Annotated in this window: 11 protein-coding genes and 2 tRNA genes; 8 read left to right on the plus strand and 5 right to left on the minus strand. The window is 70.5% G+C overall.

Going from position 1 to position 14,285, the window contains the following annotated elements; translation table 11 throughout:
* Positions 1 to 198 precede the first annotated feature (198 nt).
* Positions 199 to 1,500: an FAD-dependent oxidoreductase gene (locus tag WBN91_RS35645; protein WP_337726911.1), complete on the minus strand. Its 1,302-nt coding sequence runs from the start codon at positions 1,498 to 1,500 to the stop codon at positions 199 to 201.
* A gap of 99 nt (positions 1,501 to 1,599) precedes the next feature.
* On the opposite strand from WBN91_RS35645, the gene gltX reads away from it, so the two are divergent.
* From gltX to WBN91_RS35665, 4 genes are all read left to right on the plus strand, one after another.
* Positions 1,600 to 3,087: a glutamate--tRNA ligase gene (gltX, locus tag WBN91_RS35650; RefSeq protein ID WP_337726886.1), complete on the plus strand. Its 1,488-nt coding sequence runs from the start codon at positions 1,600 to 1,602 to the stop codon at positions 3,085 to 3,087.
* Positions 3,088 to 3,245: 158 nt separating this feature from the next.
* The gene (locus WBN91_RS35655) at positions 3,246 to 3,929 is read left to right on the plus strand and encodes an HAD family hydrolase (RefSeq protein ID WP_337726910.1); all 684 of its coding nucleotides are present in this window, start codon (positions 3,246 to 3,248) and stop codon (positions 3,927 to 3,929) included.
* Between the two features lie 102 nt (positions 3,930 to 4,031).
* Positions 4,032 to 4,103, plus strand: a tRNA-Gln gene (locus WBN91_RS35660).
* A gap of 101 nt (positions 4,104 to 4,204) precedes the next feature.
* Positions 4,205 to 4,280 (plus strand) — tRNA-Glu (locus WBN91_RS35665).
* Between the two features lie 856 nt (positions 4,281 to 5,136).
* Here WBN91_RS35665 and WBN91_RS35670 read toward each other — a convergent pair.
* Positions 5,137 to 5,838 (minus strand): IclR family transcriptional regulator, encoded by a 702-nt coding sequence (locus WBN91_RS35670; RefSeq protein ID WP_170199751.1) that lies wholly within the window; start codon positions 5,836 to 5,838, stop codon positions 5,137 to 5,139.
* Positions 5,839 to 5,907: 69 nt separating this feature from the next.
* Between WBN91_RS35670 and leuC the strand changes: the two genes are divergently transcribed.
* From leuC to WBN91_RS35685, 3 genes are all read left to right on the plus strand, one after another.
* Positions 5,908 to 7,311, plus strand: coding sequence for a 3-isopropylmalate dehydratase large subunit (gene leuC, locus WBN91_RS35675; RefSeq protein WP_337726885.1), 1,404 nt, complete (start codon positions 5,908 to 5,910; stop codon positions 7,309 to 7,311).
* A gap of 14 nt (positions 7,312 to 7,325) precedes the next feature.
* Positions 7,326 to 7,928 (plus strand): 3-isopropylmalate dehydratase small subunit, encoded by a 603-nt coding sequence (gene leuD / locus WBN91_RS35680; protein WP_337726884.1) that lies wholly within the window; start codon positions 7,326 to 7,328, stop codon positions 7,926 to 7,928.
* A 207-nt stretch (positions 7,929 to 8,135) separates the two neighbouring features.
* A complete protein-coding gene (locus tag WBN91_RS35685; protein ID WP_337726883.1) occupies positions 8,136 to 8,807 on the plus strand; it encodes an HU family DNA-binding protein in 672 nt (223 codons plus the stop codon).
* A gap of 304 nt (positions 8,808 to 9,111) precedes the next feature.
* Here WBN91_RS35685 and WBN91_RS35690 read toward each other — a convergent pair whose 3' ends face one another.
* Genes WBN91_RS35690 through WBN91_RS35700 form a run of 3 tightly spaced genes read right to left on the minus strand, consistent with a single transcriptional unit; the run spans position 9,112 to position 12,550 of the window.
* Positions 9,112 to 10,038 (minus strand): NUDIX hydrolase, encoded by a 927-nt coding sequence (locus tag WBN91_RS35690; RefSeq protein ID WP_337726882.1) that lies wholly within the window; start codon positions 10,036 to 10,038, stop codon positions 9,112 to 9,114.
* Positions 10,035 to 12,293 (minus strand): RNA degradosome polyphosphate kinase, encoded by a 2,259-nt coding sequence (locus WBN91_RS35695; RefSeq protein WP_337726881.1) that lies wholly within the window; start codon positions 12,291 to 12,293, stop codon positions 10,035 to 10,037. Before WBN91_RS35695 ends, WBN91_RS35690 begins: the two co-directional genes overlap by 4 nt.
* A gap of 59 nt (positions 12,294 to 12,352) precedes the next feature.
* The gene (locus WBN91_RS35700; protein ID WP_337726880.1) at positions 12,353 to 12,550 is read right to left on the minus strand and encodes a hypothetical protein; all 198 of its coding nucleotides are present in this window, start codon (positions 12,548 to 12,550) and stop codon (positions 12,353 to 12,355) included.
* Between the two features lie 90 nt (positions 12,551 to 12,640).
* On the opposite strand from WBN91_RS35700, the gene WBN91_RS35705 reads away from it, so the two are divergent.
* On the plus strand, positions 12,641 to 14,191 hold the full coding sequence (locus WBN91_RS35705) for a hypothetical protein (RefSeq protein WP_337726879.1): 1,551 nt from the start codon (positions 12,641 to 12,643) through the stop codon (positions 14,189 to 14,191).
* The last annotated feature ends 94 nt before the right edge of the window (positions 14,192 to 14,285 follow it).

Here is a 14,285-nt window from a genome sequence, read left to right on the forward strand (position 1 = left end):
ATGACGGAAGAAGCCCCCGCCCTTGTTCTTCCGTCCATCCTTGGCGGCCTGCCCGCCGGCGAGGCGCTTTTGATCTTGAGAGCGCGTCAGCGCGACCGGGAGCGAAGCGAGCGCCACAGCGAAGCGCAGCGAGCACCCCGAAGGCCAAGAAGGCCGGCCGCCGGCCCCCGATTCCATTATCCCACGGGGTACCGACAATCAGTCGCGGCTGATCCGCTCGGGCGCCCGCCGCGCGAAGCGGGGCGCGTGCTCGGGCAACAGCCCGATCGCCACCACGTAGGCCGGCACCGCTTGCAGCACTGGGAACCGCTGCATCAACGCAACCATCCTCGGCATACGACCACTCGTCCCACCGGAACCAGCCACTCCACCAGAACGCCCCTCCAACGTCCGCCGCAGGAACGAATCCTGAACCCGCCGCTGAAACGCCTGCGTCACAGCAGTGGGGAACCACCGCCTCCGCTGCACCCGAGCCAACACCTCAGGCGTCAACGCCCCCCGCCGAGCCGGCCCAGCCAAAACCCGAGCCGCCGCCACAGCGTCCTGCACAGCCAAGTTGATGCCCACCCCACCAATGGGCGACATCGCGTGCGCCGCGTCACCAATGCACAGCACCCCGTCCCCGTGCCACCGCCGCAGCCGGTCGAGCTTCACGTCCAGCAGCTTCACGTCGTCCAGGGACTCGACCGTCTCCATCCGGTCCCCGATCCACGGCGCCAGGTCCACCACCCGCTTCCGGAACGACTCGATGCCCTCGGCGCGCAACTGCTCGTTGGACCCCTTCCGGATCAGGAAGGCGCACTGGTAGTAGTCGCCACGCGGAATCATGGCCAGGCCCGACCCCCGGGAGAAGCGGCCCAGACCGTTCGCCGGCTCGCCCGGGTGCCGGGGGATGCGGAACCACCACACGTCCATCGGCACGCCGAACTTCCGCACGGCCAGTCCCGCTTCCCTCCGCACCGTCGATCCGCGACCGTCGGCGGCCACCACCAGATCCGCACCAAGCGTGCGCTCAACCCCATCCGCACCCCGGTACCGAACGCCGGCCACCCGCGAGCCCGCCCCTACCCCTACCCCTACCCCAGACTTCACCAGTCCCAGCACTTCCGCGTTCATCACCAGCGTGAAAGCCGCCTCACGCTTACCGGCATCCGCAAGCAGGTCCAAGAAGTCCCACTGCGGCACCAACGCGATGTGCTTGTGCGCCCCCGGCAACCGGGACAGGTCGGCCATAGTCGCGGTCCCGCCGTCCGTGACCACCTGGATCTTCTCCACCAGCTGGTGCGGCACCTCCGCGAACGACGGCCCCAGGCCCAGTTCGTCCAGCAGCGTCAGCGTGGACGCGTGCACCGTGTCCCCGCGGAAGTCGCGCAGGAAGTCGCCGTGCTTCTCCAGCACGGTCACCTCCACGCCCGCCCGTGCCAGCAGCAACCCCAGCACCATGCCCGCCGGCCCTCCGCCGACGACCGCGACCGTGGTCCTCTCCGCCGTCTCCACCATCATCCCCACCTCGTCCGCATCGCCTTTTCAACACGGGTTGAATAACTTGAGGATGCTCCTGTCAGGCCCTCCGGTCAAGGCCGATACGCTGATCGGGTCATGAGCGCATCCGCAGTCACTCCCGAGGTCCGTGTCCGCTTCTGCCCGTCACCGACCGGCACGCCGCACGTGGGCCTGATCCGCACCGCCCTGTTCAACTGGGCGTACGCCCGCCACACCGGCGGCCGGATGGTGTTCCGCATCGAGGACACCGACGCGGCCCGCGACTCCCAGGAGTCCTACGAGCAGCTGCTGGAAGCGATGGCCTGGCTCGGCCTGGACTGGGACGAGGGCCCCGAGGTCGGCGGACCGCACGCGCCCTACCGGCAGAGCGAGCGCCGCGACATCTACGCGGACATCGCCAAGAAGCTGCTCGACGCGGGTGAGCTCTACGAGTCGTTCTCCACGCCGGAGGAGGTCGAGGCTCGGCGCAAGGCCGCGGGCCAGGACCCCAAGCTCGGCTACGACAACTTCGACCGCGACCTGTCCGACGAGCAGAAGGCCGCCTACCGCGCCGAAGGGCGCGAGCCCGTGCTGCGGCTGCGCCTGCCCGACGAGGACTTCACGTGGGACGACCTCATCCGCGGTGAGATCACGTTCAAGGCCGGCGCGACGCCCGACCCGGTGCTCGTGCGCGCCAACGGCGACCCGCTCTACACGTTCACCAACCCGGTCGACGACGCTCTCATGCGCATCACGCACGTGCTGCGCGGCGAAGACCTCCTGCCGTCCACGCCGCGCCAGCTCGGCCTTTATGCCGCTTTGCAGCGAATCGGCGTGACCGATTTCACCCCGCGTTTCGGGCACATGCCCTACGTGATGGGCGAGGGCAACAAGAAGCTGTCCAAGCGCGACCCGCAGTCGAACCTCTTCAACTACCGCGACCGCGGATTCCTGCCCGAGGGCCTGCTGAACTACCTCGCGCTGCTCGGCTGGTCCATCGCCGACGACCGGGACATCTTCTCGGTGGCGGAGATGATCGAGGCGTTCTCGCTGGAGAAGGTCAGCGCCAACCCCGCCCGGTTCGACCTGAAGAAGGCCGAGGCGATCAACGCCACGCACCTGCGGGCGCTCTCCGCCGAGGACTTCGTCAGCCGCGTGCTGCCCTACCTGGCCGCCGACGGCGTGCTGGTGGACCCGTCCGAGGAGCAGTTGGCGACGCTGCGCGGCGTGGCGCCCCTGGTGCAGGAGCGCCTGGTGGTGCTGTCCGAGGCCGCCGGCATGGTGCGCTTCCTGTTCGCCGACGAGGAGTCCTTCCGGCCCGAGGAGGAGTCCGCGGCCAAGGCGCTGGGTGAGGACGCGCGCCCGGTGCTCGAGGCGAGCATCGCCGCCTTGGAATCGTTGGGGGACTGGACGACCGCCGCCATCGAGGACGCGCTGAAGGTGTCCCTTGTGGACGGACTGGGCCTCAAGCCGCGCAAGGCGTTCGCGCCCGTGCGGGTTGCCGTGACGGGCCGTACCGTCTCGCCACCGCTGTACGAATCGATGGAGTTGCTCGGTCGGGATCGCTCGATCGGGCGATTGCGCCGCGCGTTGGGGTCAATCTGACTGGTGCGATCGGGCGGTTGCACGGTGCTTGACCGTGCAAGAATCGCCAGATATCACCTCTCTGGTCGAGTCGGACGGGGGCTGCGCGCACCTAGCCTCACTGGGTGACAACCGCAGCCCCGACTTTCACCCCCCGGAGAACCGGCGAGATCCGCGCGGTGAGCCTCGATGTGGACGACACGCTCGTCGACTACAGCACCTCGTCCCGCGCCGCGCTGGCCGCGATGGTCGGCAACGCCGACAACTGGTCGCTGTGGCAACGCATCACCGACGAACACTGCGCGCGGCTGCTCGCCGGCGAGCTCGACTACGAGTCCATGCGCAACATCCGCACCCGCGCCTTCTTCTCCGCGCTGGGTGAGGAACTCAGCCTCGCCGAAGCGACCCGCCGCGAGCTGCACCGCCAGGAGGTGCTCGCGTCGGGCTGGCGGCTTTTCCCGGACGTGGTGCCGTGCCTGGAATGGCTGCGCGCCGCCGGCCTGCCGCTCGCCGCGGTGAGCAATGCTTCCGGCCGCCACCAGCGCGTGAAGATCGCCGCGCTCGGCCTGGCCCAGTATTTCGACACGGTCCTCATCGCAGGCGAAGTCGGCGCCGCGAAACCGGACCGCGTGATCTTCGACACCGCCTGCCAGGACCTGGGTGTCTCTTTGGGTGACACCGTCCACGTGGGCGACCGCCTGCACGCCGACGCGATAGGCGCCCGAGACGCCGGCATGCACGGCGTGTGGCTGAACCGCCAGGGCCCGCGCGAAGGGTCGCTGCCGACCGGCGTGCGAGCCATCTCCAGCCTCGCTGAGCTGCCCGAACTCCTCGTCTGCGAGCTGTCGGCCGCCTCGGCGTGACCCCCGATTTCCGTTCCGCCGGGGGCTTGGTCTAGTATTCTCTCCGGCGGAACGGACAGCCCCTCGAAGCCAAGGCGACGGGGAAGTTGATCGGAAAGCCAATGGGGTATGGTGTAATTGGCAGCACGACTGATTCTGGTTCAGTTAGTCTAGGTTCGAGTCCTGGTACCCCAGCTGCAAGCGGTGGAAAAGAGATGTGGTAAGCTACCGCAGGCAAGCAGGACAGAGCGAAAAACTGAATGACTTGATCTGCTAAGATAGGGATCAACACCTAGGGCCCCGTCGTCTAGCGGCCTAGGACGCCGCCCTCTCAAGGCGGTAGCGAGGGTTCGAATCCCTTCGGGGCTACCAACAAGATCCCCCGGCGCTGATTGCGCCGGGGGATTCTTCGTTTCCACGCCCTTCGATCAGCGACGCCCCTCACACCCCGCCCGCGCCGCCCCGATCAACCCGCGGTCCTACTCCTCCGCCCGCCACGCCGCGTTTTTGTCGGTGCCCCCTGAGACAATGGAACCGGGGGCCGGAGGCCAACGCCGCCGCACGAACCCGCCGCACCAACCCGCCGCACCAACCCTCCTGCCGCGCTAACCCCAGCCGCGCTGACTGCCTGCCGTACCGCGCTCAGTTCGGCCGCCGGCCTCACGCACGCCTCGCCCAGCCCCGAGCCGACTGCGCGCCCAGCCCACCCCGCGCCAACTGCGCGCCTCGCCCAGTCCAGCTCCGCACCGGCCGCCTGCCTCACGGCTGTCAGTTCGGCCGGCGGGCCGCCCGCGCGCCCCGCTCAGCCCCGCGCTGCCCCCCACCCCGCGCTGCTGCCTGCCCCGCGCTGCTGCCTGCCCCGCGCTGCTGCCTGCCCCGCGCTGCTGCCTGCCCCGCGCTGCCGCCCGGCCTGCGTTGCCGCCCGGCCAGCGCCCCCGCCAAGCCCCGCTCCTGCCCCGCGCCGCGCCGCCGGAGTCCCGCCCTGGCCCTGCGCCGCGCCGCCGCCCCGCGTCCGCCGCGCCGCCCGCCGCCGCGCCGCCAACGACCCGCCGCCGCGCCGCCGGAGCGTCTGGCCCCGCGCCGCCGAAGTCTCGCCCCGGCCCCCCGCGCCGCCGAAGTCCCGCCACCCCAGCCTGCGCCTCCCAAAGCCCCGAAACGCCAAAGAGCCCCCGCGCCCCCCAGGCACAAGCCGAGGGAAGGCACGGGGGCTCTCTGAAGCTCACAGACGTCACAGACGCGACTGGAGCGCCTCCGCCGCCGCCAGGAGGTCGGCAGCCCACCGAGCCCCAGGCCGCCGTCCCATCCGGTCGATGGGCCCGGACACCGAGACCGCCGCCACCACGGACCCGGTGCTGTCGCGCACCGGTGCCGAGACGCTGGCCACACCGGGCTCCCGCTCGGCCACCGACTGCGCCCACCCGCGCCGTCGCACCTCCAACAAAGTCCGCTCCCCGTACACAGCGTCGGCCAGTACCGAACGCTGCGTGCCCGGGTCCGCCCACGCCGCCAGGACCTTCGCGCCCGACCCGGCCGTCATGGGCAACCGAGCTCCCACCGGGACGGTGTCGCGCAGGCCACTCGGTGGCTCCGCCGACGACACGCAGATCCGCTGCATCCCGTCCCGGCGGTAGAGCTGCACGCTCTCGCCGGTGATGTCGCGCAGCCTCGGCAGGACCGAGGACGCCGCGTCGAGCAACGGGTCCGTGGCCCCGCCCGCCAATTCCGCCAATGCCGCGCCCGGACGCCAGCGGCCGTCGGAACCCCGTCGCAGCAACCGGTGCACTTCGAGCCCTACCGCCAACCGGTGCGCGGTTGCCCGAGGCAAGCCCGTCCGGTTGCACAGCTCGGCGAGCCCACACGGATCCTTTGCGACGGCGTTCAGGACGGCCACTGCCTTGTCCAGCACGCCGATCCCGCTATGCTGTCCCACAAGCCGATACTAACTTCCCACTGTCTGGGAAGTCCAGATCTATCGACTGTCCAGATCCTGGGAGAAGCGATGAGCCGCACGCTCGCGGAGAAGGTGTGGGAAGCACACGTGGTGCGCCACGGCAGTGGCGCGGAGCCGGACCTGCTCTACATCGACCTCCACCTGCTGCACGAAGTGACCAGCCCGCAGGCCTTCGACGGGCTGCGCCTGGCGGGCCGCCCGGTCCGCCGCCCCGACCTGACGATCGCCACCGAGGACCACAACGTCCCGACGATCGACATCGAGCTGCCGATCGCCGACCCGGTGTCGCGCACCCAGGTCGAGACGCTCCGCAAGAACTGCGCCGAGTTCGGCGTGCGGCTGCACCCGATGGGCGACTTCGAGCAGGGCATCGTCCACGTCGTCGGCCCGCAGCTCGGTCTCACGCAGCCCGGCATGACCGTCGTGTGCGGTGACAGCCACACCTCCACGCACGGCGCGTTCGGCGCGCTGGCGTTCGGCATCGGCACGTCCGAGGTCGAGCACGTGATGGCGACCCAGACGCTGCCGCTGAAACCCTTCAAGACGATGGCGATCACCGTCGAGGGCACCCTCCAGCCCGGCGTGACGGCCAAGGACGTCATCCTCGCGGTCATCGCGAAGATCGGCACCGGCGGCGGCCAGGGCTACGTCCTGGAGTACCGGGGCAGCGCGATCGAGGCGCTGTCGATGGAAGCCCGCATGACCGTCTGCAACATGTCGATCGAAGCCGGCGCCCGCGCCGGGATGATCGCGCCCGACCAGACGACCTTCGACTACATCGAGGGCCGCCCGCACGCCCCGCAGGGCGCAGACTGGGACACGGCCGTCGAGTACTGGAAGTCGCTGCGCACCGACGACGACGCGACCTTCGACGCCGAGGTCTTCCTGAACGCCGACGAGCTGACGCCGTTCGTCACGTGGGGCACCAACCCGGGCCAGGGCCTGCCGCTGGGCGACAAGGTCCCCGACCCGGAGACCATCGTCGACGAGAACGAGCGCGTGGCCGCCGAGAAGGCGCTGACCTACATGGGCCTGGAGGCGGGCACCCCGCTGCGCGACATCCACGTCGACACCGTCTTCCTCGGCTCGTGCACCAACGGCCGCATCGAGGACCTGCGCGCCGCCGCGGACGTGCTGAAGGGCCACAAGGTGGCCGACGGCGTCCGGATGCTCGTCGTGCCCGGGTCCATGCGGGTGCGGGCACAGGCCGAAGCCGAAGGACTGCACGAAGTGTTCCTCGCGGCGGGCGCCGAGTGGCGGCAGGCCGGGTGCTCGATGTGCCTGGGCATGAACCCCGATCAGCTCAAGCCGGGCGAGCGCAGCGCGTCCACCTCCAACCGCAACTTCGAGGGCCGGCAGGGCAAGGGTGGCCGCACCCACCTGGTTTCGCCACTCGTGGCCGCCGCCACGGCCGTGCGCGGCACCCTGTCCTCGCCCGCCGACCTGGTCTGAGGAGCCCAAGCGACATGGAAGCGTTCACCACCCACACCGGCGTCGGCGTCCCCCTGCGCAGGTCCAACGTGGACACCGACCAGATCATCCCGGCCGTCTACCTCAAGCGCGTGACCCGCACCGGGTTCGAGGACGGCCTGTTCGCCGCCTGGCGCGGTGACGAGCAGTTCGTGCTCAACCAGGAACCGTTCCGGGCCGGCAGCGTGCTCGTCGCGGGCCCCGACTTCGGCACCGGCTCGTCCCGCGAGCACGCCGTCTGGGCGTTGATGGACTACGGCTTCCGGGTGGTCATCTCCTCCCGGTTCGCCGACATCTTCCGGGGCAACTCGGGCAAGCAGGGCCTCGTGGCCGCGCAGTGCGAGCAGTCCGATGTCGAATTGCTGTGGAAGCTGCTGGAGAACGAGCCGGGCACCGAGGTGACCGTCGACCTGGCCGCGAAGACGGTTGTGGCGAAGGACTTCACCGCCCCCTTCACCATCGACGAGTACACCCGCTGGCGGCTGCTGGAGGGTTTGGACGACATCGCCCTGACCCTGCGCCACGCCGACGACATCACCACGTTCGAGCGGAACCGGGCGGGTTGGCTGCCCACCACCGTTCCGGCCCCCGTGAGGTGAGTTCCCGGGCCGGATTCCCCCTTCTATCAGCGGGAATCCGGTCCGGGCCGGGGCCGTGAAGCCTCCCGGGGCGTCCCTCGACAGGACGTAATTGCCCACGCCACAACGAAAAATCTGGCGTGGCGATTGGTATTTCCTTGCATTTGGGCTTACCGTGGCCTTCAGTCGGCCCGACTAGGGCCGTGAGCGTCCTGGGAGGGACTGAAGGTGAACAAGGCCCAGCTCATCGAGGCGCTCGCCGAGCGCCTGGGCGACAAGAAGAACGCCGCCGCTGCCGTCGACGGGCTCGTCGACGTCATCGTCCGCAGCGTCCACAAGGGCGAGAAGGTCAACATCACCGGCTTCGGTGTCTTCGAGAAGCGTGCCCGTGCGGCCCGCACCGCTCGCAACCCGCGCACCGGTGAGACCGTCAAGGTCAAGAAGACCAACGTGCCCGCGTTCCGCGCGGGTTCGACGTTCAAGGACGTCATCAGCGGCACGAAGAAGCTGCCGAAGGTCGCCGCCGCGAAGCCGGCCGCGTCCACCGCGGCCAAGCCCGCCGCGTCGACCAAGGCACCCGCCACCCGCAGCACGACCGCGCGCACCACGACGACGCGCACCACGCGCGCCGCCGCCACCGGTACGCGCACCGCCGCTGCGGCGACGAAGGCCCCGGCCACGCGCCGGACCACCGCGGCGGCCACCAAGGCCACCGCCGCCAAGGCCCCGGCCGCCGCCAAGGCCACCGCGGCCAAGGCGACCCCGGCCAAGGCGACGGCGGCGAAGTCCACCACCACCGCGGCCAAGAAGCCGGCCGCCGCCAAGGCGACGGCGGCGAAGTCGACCACGACGGCGGCTGCCAAGAAGCCGGCCGCCCGGAAGACCGCGGCCAAGAAGTGAGAACCGGCCGGGCGCGCGCCCGGCCGTGCACGTGAACGAACACCCCCAGGGGCCGGTGCGGACGCGCACCGGCCCCTGAGTGTTTTCCCCCAGCCTTTCCGCCACCCTTTCGGCGCAATGCCCCCGAGGAGCGCGGGCGGCGCTGTGCGGGCCGTCGAGGCCCTTGATCCGCCGAACCGGTGGCGGTGGGCGGCGGCATTCCGAAGGCCCCGCAGAAAGCCGCTCAGGCACGAAAAAGGGCCGCCCCGCGCTCGGGGACGGCCCTCTTCTCCGCGAAAGGGCGGTTATGGCACCGGAGTGCCGGTCAGGGCACCGGGGTGGCCAGCGGGGTCGGCAGGTAATGGGCCGAGACCAGCCGGGGCCAGGTCCCGGTGGTGTCCGATGTGGACCAGCCCGGGGCCGGCCGCTGGAACGACAGGACCCACACGCTGCCCTTCTTGCACGGCACGTCCCCGCCCAGCGGCAGCCCCGACAGGGACGCCAGGGTGGCCACCACGTCCGGGATGACCCCGCCCTGGCTGGACACCACCGGCACGCCGGACCCGTCGGCGATCTCCAGCAGGCGCACCAGCCCCGCCTCCCGGTCGGGCCAGTAGCCCTCCTCCGACAACCGGGGCTCCAGCAGCACGCCCACGCCCATGTCCTCCGCGAGCCCCTGCACGGTCTCCACGCACCGCACGCGCGGCGCCGAGTGCACGCGCGCCGGGGCCCACAGCGGCAGCAGCGCGCGCAGGCCGGCCGCCTGCCGCCACCCGGCGGAGCTGAGCGGGCGCAGGTCGTCGTCGCCCTCCCAGTGGTCCCGCTTGCCCGCCTTGGCGTGCCGCACCAGCAGCAGCGTCGCCAGGTCCGGCGGGGACGCGGCGAACACGTCCAGCACCTCGCGGTCGCCGTCGCGGGTCACCAGCGCCGCCGCCTCCTCCACCGGCAGCCAGCGCAGCTCGTCCACCTCGTCGTTGGGCGCGAACGACCCCGACCGCACCCGCGCGCTGAAGAAGTCCACCCGCTTCGGCTTGCCGAACGCGGTGTAGGACACCGTGTGCAGGTACCGCCCGAGGACCGCGTCGAACCCGGTCTCCTCCAGCACCTCCCGCACCGCCGTCGCGGGCACGGTCTCGCCCGCGTCCACCTTGCCCTTGGGCAGCGACCAGTCGTCGTAGCGCGGTCGGTGCACGACGGCGACTCGGCCGTCGCGCCACAGGACGGCGCCGGCAGCCCGGATCACCCGCCTCACCCCACCGCGCGGTGGGCGCGCAGCAGCTCGGTCTGGTGGTCCCGGACGCGCCCGCCATCGGTCGGGGACGCCTCCCACTCGCCGTCGGGCTGCAACACCCAGCAGCGCGTGCTCGGCTCCAGCGCCGAGTCCAGCATGTCGTCGAGCTGGTTGGTCAGCTTCGGGTCGGTCACCCGCACCTGCACCTCCACGCGGCGGTCGAGGTTGCGGTGCATCATGTCGGCGCTGCCGATCCAGTGCTCGCCGCACCCGACGAAGTGGAACACCCGGGAGTGCTCCAGGAACCGGCCCAGGATCGAGCGCACGTGGATGTTCTCCGACAGCCCCTTGATGCCCGGCTTGAGCGCGCACACGCCCCGCACGACCACCTGCACCTTCACGCCCGCCTGGGACGCCCGGTACAGCGCGTCGATGACCTGCTCGTCCACCAGCGAGTTCACCTTGATGCGCACCCCGGCCCGCTCGCCCGCGCGGGCCAGCTCGATCTCCCGCTCGATGCGCTCCACGATCCCGCGCCGCACGCCCTTGGGCGAGACCAGCAGGCTGCGGTAGTGCTCCTGGCGGGCGTAGCCGGTCAGCACGTTGAACAGGTCGGTGAGGTCCGCGCCGATGGTCGGCTCGGCGGTCAGGATGCCGACGTCCTCGTACAGGCGGGCGGTCTTGGGGTTGTAGTTGCCGGTGCCGATGTGGCAGTACCGCTGGATCCGCGAGCCCTCCTGCCGGACCACCAGCGAGGTCTTGCAGTGCGTCTTGAGGCCCATCAGGCCGTAGACGACGTGCACGCCCGCCTTCTCCAGCGCCCGCGCCCACTTGATGTTGGCCTGCTCGTCGAACCGCGCCTTGATCTCCACCAGCGCCACGACCTGCTTGCCCGCCTCGGCCGCGTCGATCAGCGCGTCCACTATCGGCGAGTCGCCCGAGGTGCGGTACAGCGTCTGCTTGATGGCCAGCACGCGCGGGTCGGCCGCGGCCTGCTCGATGAACCGCTGCACGGACGTGGAGAACGAGTCGTACGGGTGGTGCACGAGCACGTCGCCCTCGCGCAGGGTCGCGAAGATGCTCTTCGGGGTCTCCCGCTCGCCGAACGCCGGGTGCGTGGCCGGCACGAACGGCGCGTCCTTGAGCTGCTTGCGGTCCACGCTGTAGAGCTGCCACAGGCACGACAGGTCCAGCAGGCCGGGCACCTGGACCACGTCGTGCGGGTCCACCTCCAGCTCCCGCAGCAGCCGCTCCAGCATGTGGTCGGTCATGTCGCCGGCGATCTCCAGCCGCACCGGCGGACCGAACCGGCGGCGCACCAGCTCCCGCTCCAGGGACTTCAGGAGGTCCTCGTCCTGGTCCTCCTCGACCTCCAGGTCGGCGTTGCGGGTGACCCGGAAGGCGTGGCACTCGATGACGTCCATGCCCGCGAACAACTCGCCCATGTGCGCGGTGATGAGCTCTTCCAGCGGCAGGAACGTGGCCGTCTCGCTGGTGCGGTCGGACTCCACCCGTACCAGCCGGGGCACGTTGTCGGGCACCTTGATGCGCGCGAACCGCTCCGCGCCGCCTTCGGGGTCGCGCACGGTCACGGCCAGGTTCAGCGACAGGCCGGAGATGTAGGGGAACGGGTGCGCGGCGTCCACGGCCAGCGGCGTGAGGACCGGGAACACCTGGTCGGTGAAGTAGTTCGACAGCCGCAGCTTCTCGAAGTCGGTCAGCTGCGTCCAGTTGACGATGCTGATGCCGTGCTTCTCCAGCTCCGGCTGGATGTGGTCGAGGAACGCGCGGGCGTGCTGCTCGACCAGTTCCTGGGTGCGCTTGGACACCGCCGCCAGCTGCTCGCGCGGGGTGAGCCCGTCCGCGCTGCGCACCGACAGGCCGGTCTCGTCACGCCGCTTGAGACCCGCGACCCGGACCATCCAGAACTCGTCGAGGTTGGACGCGAAGATCGCCAGGAACTTCGCCCGCTCCAGCAGCGGCTGGGAGGAGTCCTCGGCCAGCGCCAGCACGCGGGCGTTGAAGTCCAGCCAGGACAGTTCCCGGTTGAAGTACCGGTCGTCGGGCAGGTCCTGCTCCTGGGCCGCCGCCGTGACCGCGGGGGGCGAGCTGGGGAAGGGGCGCTGCGGCGTCTCCGCCTGCGGAGCGCCCCGCGTGGTGCGACGGACGGCCGGTCGTGGGCGGCGGCGGGGCGTGCTCGCGGCCGGAGGGGTCCGCGGTGTCCTCGTGCGTCGCTTGGGCTGCTCGGGTGTGTTGTCCGTGCTCACAGTAGGCATTGTTCCGCACAAACAGCGCTTCCGCGCTGATCAGAGCCGGCGGGGAGGTGAACTCCGCGTCACACCGGGCGGCGCAGCACCGCCACCCGGCCGTCCGCCGAGCGCTCCAACGCGACCCGCTGCCCGGCCCTCAGCACCCGCCACCCGCCCTCGGTCACGGCCGCCGCCGGCACGTCCACGAGGACGCCGTCGTCGCGCAGCACGGTCGCCGAACCGTCCGGGTGGTGCGCGCTCACGGTCGCCTGCTCCAGTGCCACGGCCGGCAACGCTAGCCGATCGGAGGTGGTGGCGCGCTTCGCGGACCTGCCACGCTCCGCGATGACCCCATCACGGAAAGGAGTGGCGGCATGAGGGTTTTGGCAGGGGCCGTCGTCGCCTTGATGATCGGCTTCGCCGGGCAGAGCACCGCCGCCGCGGCGCCCGTCGTGGTCACCGACGACGGCAAGGCGCCGCTGCCCGCGGCGGCCAAGAACGTCGAGCTGCGCGCGGCGATCCCGGAGACCGAGGGCGCGATCGCCATCAACTTCGTGCAGTACCGGCACCGGGACGTGATGTTCGTCAGCGGCACGTGGGGCCTCAAGACCTACGACGTCACCGACACCGACCACCCGGTCTTCCTCGACCACCTCACCAAGCAGGAGCTGGCCCTGCCCGGCGACGACCCGGCGCAGCGCTTCTGGGAGAACGAGGACGTCACCGTCGACGCCAAGCGGAAGCTCGTCTTCCTGGCCCGCGAGCGCAGCGCCTTCGGCCGCAAGCCGGGCAACGAGCGCCCCACCGGCGTCTACCTGATCTCGGCCGCCGACCCGGCGAACCTGGAACTGCTGAACTTCGCCCCGATGGGCACCGGCCACATCACCACGTGCATCAACGACTGCCAGTACCTGTGGACGACCGGCTACGACGGCACCCCGTCCACCGACCCGGACACGTACCGCAGGTCCGGCAAGGTCTTCGTGACCGACATCCGCGACCCACGCAACCCGAAGACGTTGCCCACTTTCGTGGATCTCAACCGAAACCAGGGCGAGACCCACATGACCCACGACGTCCAGGTCGACGGTGCTGGGGTCGCTTGGGTGGCAGGTACTGGCGGCACTCGTGGCTACTGGACGCGGGGTTGGCACCGCGACCCGTTGACGGGTCGGTGGCGTGAGGCCACGGCGGTGGACCCGATCCCGTATGCGGGCGGGGCGGCTCCGAAGCTCGACATGCCTACTTCGTTCTCGCACAACTCGTTCCGCCCGGTTGGGCGGACTGTTGGTGATGGGCCCAAGCCGAGTCGGGAGCACCCGGCGGGCAGCTTGCTGCTGCACACCGAAGAGGCCTTCGAGTCGGCCACGTGCAAGGACCAGGGGCGGTTCGTCATCTCGTCGTTGGAGGGATCGACGGGTGGCGAGTCGTGGAGGGCCAGTCCGGAGAAGCCCTTCACGCTCAAGACTGTGGGTGTGTGGAGCCCGGACGACCAGGAGGGCACCCTGCCTGGACCGGACGTGTTCTGCTCGGCGCACTACTTCGACGTGCAGAAGCGGGTCGTGGCTTACTCCTGGTACGAGCAGGGGACGCGGTTCTTGGACATCACCGACCCTGCCAAGCCGATCCAGATCGCCTACTGGCGGCCGGAGGGGGCGGTGTCGTGGGCGCCGTACTTCCATCGGGATCGGGTGTTCTTGGCTGACTTTGGGCGGGGGGTGGAGGTGTTGAAGCTGTCCAAGGGTGCTTATGACGCCCAGGCGACGCATACGAATGTGCAGTTGAGGACTGCGGCTAATGTGGAGTCGGTTCGGCCGGCGGGGTCGCCGCGCAAGCGGCTGCCGTTGGCTCCGGATCCGGATTATGGTTACGGCTGTCCGATGCTGTTTGGACGCGGGTGCGGCGACGGCTCGGCTTGTTGCTAGACGACCCGGGGTGGCTTTTCGGCGCGCGCAGCGCGGTTGTTCGCGCGCGGAGCGCGCGGTAGGTGTTACCTACAAGTGGAGGGCCTCGGTTCCC

Origin of the sequence: Saccharothrix sp. CCNWYY140, from assembly GCF_037401995.1 — a bacterium.
Classification (GTDB): domain Bacteria; phylum Actinomycetota; class Actinomycetes; order Mycobacteriales; family Pseudonocardiaceae; genus Actinosynnema.

Bases quoted from the DNA above. Each gene is read 5' to 3' on its own strand.
- WBN91_RS35645 (WP_337726911.1), bottom strand. From the start codon at position 1,500: ATGGTGGAGACGGCGGAGAGGACCACGGTCGCGGTCGTCGGCGGAGGG.
- gltX (WP_337726886.1), top strand. From the start codon at position 1,600: ATGAGCGCATCCGCAGTCACTCCCGAGGTCCGTGTCCGCTTCTGCCCG.
- leuC (WP_337726885.1), top strand. From the start codon at position 5,908: ATGAGCCGCACGCTCGCGGAGAAGGTGTGGGAAGCACACGTGGTGCGC.
- leuD (WP_337726884.1), top strand. From the start codon at position 7,326: ATGGAAGCGTTCACCACCCACACCGGCGTCGGCGTCCCCCTGCGCAGG.
- WBN91_RS35695 (WP_337726881.1), bottom strand. From the start codon at position 12,293: ATGCCTACTGTGAGCACGGACAACACACCCGAGCAGCCCAAGCGACGC.
- WBN91_RS35705 (WP_337726879.1), top strand. From the start codon at position 12,641: ATGAGGGTTTTGGCAGGGGCCGTCGTCGCCTTGATGATCGGCTTCGCC.